A 308-nucleotide genomic window follows, 5' to 3' on the forward strand; every position below is an offset into this window, starting at 1 on the left:
ACCGAGCGTTTCCGCCAGAACCACAGATGCGCCGCCGTGCAACAGGCCGAACGGCTGGCGGGTACGATTATCGACTGGCATGGTGGCTTCAAGATCGTTTTCACCAATGCGGGTGAAAACGATGCCAACATGTTCAACCATGTTGTTCGCGCCCATTTTATTGAGCGCTTCCAGGTTTACTTCACGTCGCCAGATCATCCCAGAATCTCCAGTAGTGCCTGTAGCGGATGACGCACGCCGTTGCCCTCCACGCGTTTTACCTGGCTGCGGCACGAATAACCGGTTGCCAGGCAACGTTGGCGAGGCTC

Annotated in this window: 1 protein-coding gene; it reads right to left on the minus strand. The window is 56.8% G+C overall.

The window, feature by feature from the left end:
* Positions 1 to 198: hotdog fold thioesterase (locus tag M975_RS22075; RefSeq protein WP_157093435.1), on the minus strand; the 198-nt coding region annotated here is incomplete at its 3' end.
* Positions 199 to 308: the final 110 nt, after the last annotated feature.

The sequence above is a fragment of the Buttiauxella brennerae ATCC 51605 genome (assembly GCF_001654925.1).
GTDB classification, from domain to species: domain Bacteria; phylum Pseudomonadota; class Gammaproteobacteria; order Enterobacterales; family Enterobacteriaceae; genus Buttiauxella; species Buttiauxella brennerae.